At 64.0% G+C, this 5,163-nt stretch carries 4 protein-coding genes and 2 pseudogenes; 5 read left to right on the forward strand and 1 reads right to left on the reverse strand.

Features of this window, described 5'->3' with window-relative positions:
- From hemH to BG35_RS0106205, 4 genes and pseudogenes are all read left to right on the forward strand, one after another.
- Positions 1 to 895, forward strand: a pseudogene (gene hemH / locus BG35_RS10645) (ferrochelatase); the annotation flags it as partial.
- 195 nt (positions 896 to 1,090) lie between these two features.
- Entirely contained in the window at positions 1,091 to 2,863 is a 1,773-nt protein-coding gene (gene ilvB, locus BG35_RS0106195; RefSeq protein WP_025782145.1) for a biosynthetic-type acetolactate synthase large subunit, read from the forward strand.
- 10 nt (positions 2,864 to 2,873) lie between these two features.
- Positions 2,874 to 3,065 (forward strand): GIVxVP protein, encoded by a 192-nt coding sequence (locus BG35_RS0106200; protein ID WP_025782146.1) that lies wholly within the window; start codon positions 2,874 to 2,876, stop codon positions 3,063 to 3,065.
- 60 nt (positions 3,066 to 3,125) lie between these two features.
- Positions 3,126 to 3,884: a DUF8644 domain-containing protein gene (locus BG35_RS0106205; RefSeq protein ID WP_034417467.1), complete on the forward strand. Its 759-nt coding sequence runs from the start codon at positions 3,126 to 3,128 to the stop codon at positions 3,882 to 3,884.
- On the opposite strand, the gene BG35_RS0106210 is transcribed toward BG35_RS0106205, so the two are convergent.
- Positions 3,871 to 4,836: an acyl-CoA desaturase gene (locus tag BG35_RS0106210; RefSeq protein WP_025782148.1), complete on the reverse strand. Its 966-nt coding sequence runs from the start codon at positions 4,834 to 4,836 to the stop codon at positions 3,871 to 3,873. The two genes, BG35_RS0106205 and BG35_RS0106210, sit on opposite strands and share 14 nt — an antisense overlap.
- Positions 4,837 to 4,967: 131 nt before the next feature.
- Between BG35_RS0106210 and BG35_RS10650 the strand changes: the two are divergent.
- A pseudogene (locus BG35_RS10650) lies at positions 4,968 to 5,163 on the forward strand (aluminum resistance family protein); the annotation flags it as partial.

Raw genomic sequence — 5,163 nt, forward strand, 5'->3', positions numbered from 1 at the left:
TTGACGCCACCACCTATGTGGCCATGCGCTACTGGCATCCGTTTACGGAATCCGCCGTGGCGGACATCAAGGCGGATGCCATGGACGAGGTGGTGGTGCTCCCCCTCTATCCCCAGTTCTCCATCAGCACCAGTGGCTCCAGCTTCCGCCTGCTGGAGCGGCTCCGCCAGGACGACCCCGCCTTTGCCCGCCTGCCCCTGCGGGCCATTGGCTCTTGGTATGAGCATCCCCGCTATCTGCAAGCCATGGCGGAACTCATCAGCGCCACCCTGGATCAGGCCAACGCGCCAGACAAAGCCCATGTGTTTTTCAGCGCCCATGGGGTGCCCAAGAGTTACGTGGAGGATGCCGGGGACCCCTACCAGAGCAGATTGAGCGCTGCGCAGGCCTGATCATGGACGCCATGCAGCGGGAGAACGCCTATACTCTGGCCTACCAAAGCCGTGTGGGTCCTGTGGAGTGGCTCCAGCCCTACACGGAAGACGCGCTCCATGGATTGGGGGAGGCCGGCGTGAAGGAGCTGGTGGTGGTGCCCATCAGCTTCGTGAGTGAGCACATCGAAACCCTGGAGGAGATTGATATCGAGTACCGACACATTGCTGCGGAAGCGGGGATCGAGAACTTCCTCCGGGTTCCGGCGCTGGATACCCACCCCACCTTCATCAGCGCCCTGGCGGATCTTGTGGAGACCAGCATGGCGGAGGAGCCTGTGGACCTGGCCACCTTCACCCAGTTGCCTCAGCAGACCAAGCTTTACCCCCAGGAGAAATGGGAGTGGGGCTGGAACAACAGTTCGGAGGTGTGGAACGGCCGTCTGGCCATGCTGGGGTTTCTGGCCGTCCTGCTGGAGCTGCTGAGCGGCCATGGTCCCCTCCACGCCCTGGGACTCCTGTAGACGCCGGCAACGCGCCAGGGTATTCACAAATTCTGACCTTGAACACCAATCATTCCAGGAATTTGATCATACCCTGGAGATCATCTTCAAGGCGGCTTCGACCCCGGCGCCCGTGACTTTTACTCCTGTCCGCACTGCGTTCACCGCCCCCGTCCCTTGACGGGGACCCAGCCTGTTTCCGGGGGATTTGCCCTCATGGACGCCCTGCATCGCCATGGGGTCAAGCACATCTTCGGCTATCCCGGCGGCGCCATTCTGCCCATTTACGACGAACTCCATCGGGCGGAAAGTCGCGGCTGGCTGCAACACATCCTGGTGCGCCATGAGCAGGGCGCCGCCCATGCCGCCGATGGTTACGCCAGAGCCACGGGCCGCGTGGGGGTTTGTTTCGGCACCTCCGGACCCGGCGCCACCAACCTGGTAACCGGCATCGCCACGGCCCAGATGGACTCCGTGCCCCTGCTGGTCATTACGGGTCAGGTGGCGCGATCCGCCATTGGCACCGACGCCTTCCAGGAAACCGACATTTTTGGCATCACCCTCCCCATCGTGAAGCACTCGTGGGTGGTGAGGGATCCCCGTGACATGGGCAGCATCGTGGCCCAGGCCTTCTATATCGCCGCCCATGGCCGCCCCGGTCCGGTGCTCATCGACGTGCCCAAAGACGTGGGGCAGGAGTTGTTTCATTACACCCCGGTGGCGCCGGGTAGCTGTATGCCCAGAGGGTTTACCCCGCCCCCCACGGCAGCCGATGCCGCAATCCATCAAGCGTTGGAGATGATGCGTGGATCCCAGCGGCCGCTCCTCTACGTGGGGGGCGGGGCGATTTCCACAGGCGCCCACGGCCGGCTGGCGGCCCTGGCCCGGCGCTTCCGCATCCCGGTCACCACAACCCTGATGGGCAAAGGGTCATTTGATGAAAACCACGAACTGTCCGTGGGCATGCTGGGGATGCACGGCACGGCCTACGCCAATTTTGCCGTCACCGAATGCGACCTGCTCATTGCCTGCGGCGCCCGCTTTGATGATCGGGTCACCGGCAAGCTGGACACCTTTGCCCCCCGCGCCCAGGTCATTCATTTCGAGATCGATCCTGCGGAAATCGCCAAAAACCGCCGGCCGGAACTGGCGGTGGTGGGGGACCTCAACAACAGCCTGGAACGGCTTCTGGACGCTTGCCAGCCCGATGAGCCTCCCCTGAGCACAGCAGCCTGGCTGCAACGCATCGCGGACTGGAAACAGCGCTATCCCCTCACCATCCCACCCGCCTCCGGGGACATCTATCCCCAGGAGGTGCTCATGGCCGTGCGGGACCTGGCGCCCAACTGCTTCGTCACCACGGATGTGGGTCAGCATCAGATGTGGGCCGCCCAATATCTGCGCAACGGGCCGCGCCAGTGGATCAGCAGTGGGGGTCTCGGCACCATGGGCTTCGGGATGCCCGCCGCCATGGGTGTCTTGACCGCTCTGCCGGATCAGCAGGTGGTGTGCATTGCCGGTGACGCCAGCATCCTGATGAACATCCAGGAGTTGGGCACCCTGGCCCAATATGGCTTGCCGGCCAAGGTGATCATCATCAACAACGGCTGGCAAGGGATGGTGCGCCAGTGGCAGGAAAGCTTCTACGAAGAGCGCTATTCCGCCTCCAACATGAAGAACGGGATGCCGGACTTTGTGAGATTGGCGGCAGCGTTCGGAATCAAGGGCCTCTGTATTCGCGAGCGGGAGGAATTGCGCCCTGGCCTCCAAGCCGCCCTGGACCATGGCGGCCCGGTGCTGGTGGACGTGCGGGTGCGACCCGGCGAAAACTGCTATCCCATGGTGCCGCCGGGCAAGAGCAATGCCCAGATGGTGGGCCTGCCGAGCCATCCGGAGTTGGCGGTGGCCAGCAGCAGGGATTGTCGCAAGTGTGGCTTCACCACGGCTGTGGACCACCTGTTCTGCCCAAACTGTGGCGCCAAGCTCTAATGACGCCGCCATGAGCAATCAAGTCGCCCGTGGCCTGGTGATGGTTCCGGCGGTGGCGCTGGGGGGGCTTTTTGTGGCAACGGGGCTCTTCTGGGTCCACGAAGGCGGCGCCGGGAGTCGCGGCCTGGCCATTGGCCTGGGTTTGCTGCTGCTGGCGGCAGGGCTCTTGGTGGGTTTGCTGACCCCACGGCGGGATGCCTAGGTTCAGGGGGTCAGGGCATGAATAGGATGGTTGACATCAGAATCAGGATTCGGATTCACCGTGGCGCCGCGCACCCGTTTGCAGCAACAACTGGACTCGGGCCGTGACGCCTTTGCCCATCTCCTGCGCACATGGCACCAGCGCAACGGCTGGCCCCACACTATGGTCCCCCGTCTTGGGGAACACAGGCAGTTGGGCCGGGTTCACGCCTCCCAGATTTCCATGCTGAAAAACCGCAAGCTGGCCAACCCCGGCCCGGAGGTTTTCCTCGCCATTGGTGGCGTGAACCGCTGGCTCTGGCCCTGGTCCCCAAGCCGGCAATTGCGGGATCTCCCCCTGGCCAACTGCCCCGAGGCGGAGTTGCTGCAACGCTACCCCCCTGTGGCCCTGCTGGACGGGGCGGGCCAACCCCTGGGTCCCGGGCAGTTGCTGGAGATCTTCACGGGCTTGGTCACCCTTCCCCCAGCCTTTGATCTGCGCATTGGGGAGCAGGAAGCCTCTGCCCTCTGTGGCGCCCTGGGCGACTGGTTCACCGGAGGCCAACCCTGGCGCCAGTGTAAAGCCCGGATCCTGGCCGCCTATCCCGTGGCGCGGCCCCGGCGCCGTCAACAGTTTGAAGCCGTGTTGTCGGGGCAGATGGACTACAACGCCCCCGAACTGGAGGCGGAACTGGATGATTTGCACCGCACGGCCTGCGCCCTGGCAGAGGGGGCTGCCCCATGGGCCAAGGCGCCAGGCACAATTGATCAATTCCTCAGCCAGCTTCGTCAATCAGGTTGCGGCCCTGACGCTGAGGCGGACGGTGCTAGTCGTTGTTGAGGCTGTGGCTGGCCATGCGCACCTGTTTGGCCCATCCCAGGGCACGCAGCAGGCGGATGTGCTGCCAGGTGATGTCCACTTCAAACCAGCGCAGGCCGTGGCGGGCGCTCTGGGGGAAAGCGTGGTGGTTGTTGTGCCACCCCTCCCCGAAAGTGAACAGGGCCACCCACCAGCAGTTATAGGACAGGTCAGGGGTCTTGAAATTGCGATAGCCGAAGGCGTGGGTGGCGGAATTCACCAGCCACGTGACGTGGTACACCACCATCAGCCGCAGGGGAATGCCCCAGAGCAGGAGGCCCAACCCGCCACCGGGGGCGCCGGTCACTTCGCCGATGCCGTAGAGCAACGCCCCCAGCGGAAGCTGGAGCAACAGAAACCAGTGGTCCAGCCAGCGATAGAGGGGATCGGCAAACAAGTCCCCCGCAAACCGCTCCAGGTGTTCAACGGCGGGGATTTTATGGAGCATCCATTCGCTGTGGCTCCACCACAGACCGCGCACGGCGTCATGGTGGTCATTGGGCTGGTCGGAGTATTTGTGGTGGTGGCGATGGAGGCCCACCCATTCGATGGGACCCCCCTGGGCGCTGAGACTGCCCATGATCACCAGCAGCCGCTCCAGCCAACGGGGCGCCTTGAAACTGCGATGGGCCACCAGCCGATGGAGACCTAAGGTGACGCCAAGGACGGTCACCCAGTAAAGAACGGCCAGCCCGGCCACCCCCTGCCAGCTTCGGAACTGGGGCAGCAGGGCGGCCACGCCGCCCACGTGGACCGCCAGCATGAACGCAACGGTGCCGGGGGACCAGGGATGGCTCTGCTGGGTCAGGGGCGCCCGTTCAGCATTGACGCGCCGTTGCAGCGCTGCCGAGATCTTGTCAGCGGCAACTTGATCAGCGGCAATGGGGCCGGGGTCCCGGGTGTCTGTCGGAAGCTGGACGGGTGATGTGACCAAATTTGCTTCTCCTGCCTTGAGGCGGACATGCCAGCGTGGAATTGCAAGACCGGTCCACCACTGTTTCATGCAATTCTAATGGTTCCCCGTGAACAATAGGGACAGGTTGTGGTCAATGTTTGATGAAGGCCTTGCCCACCTCGCCAGTTGAGCGGGATCGGTTCCTGGCCCGGGTGGAAGCGGACACTGCGCCTGTGGCCCATGGCCACTGCGCTGCGGTGACGGATCACCTGCGCCGCATTCTTGATGCCTTGGCGGCGGAGCGCATTGGGCCGCACCACTTTTCCAGTCCCACGGGGTCGGCCCATGGGGATCCGGGGCGGGAAG

The organism is Candidatus Synechococcus spongiarum SH4, assembly GCF_000586015.1.
In the GTDB taxonomy this organism is placed as follows: Bacteria; Cyanobacteriota; Cyanobacteriia; order PCC-6307; family Cyanobiaceae; genus Synechococcus_B; species Synechococcus_B spongiarum_F.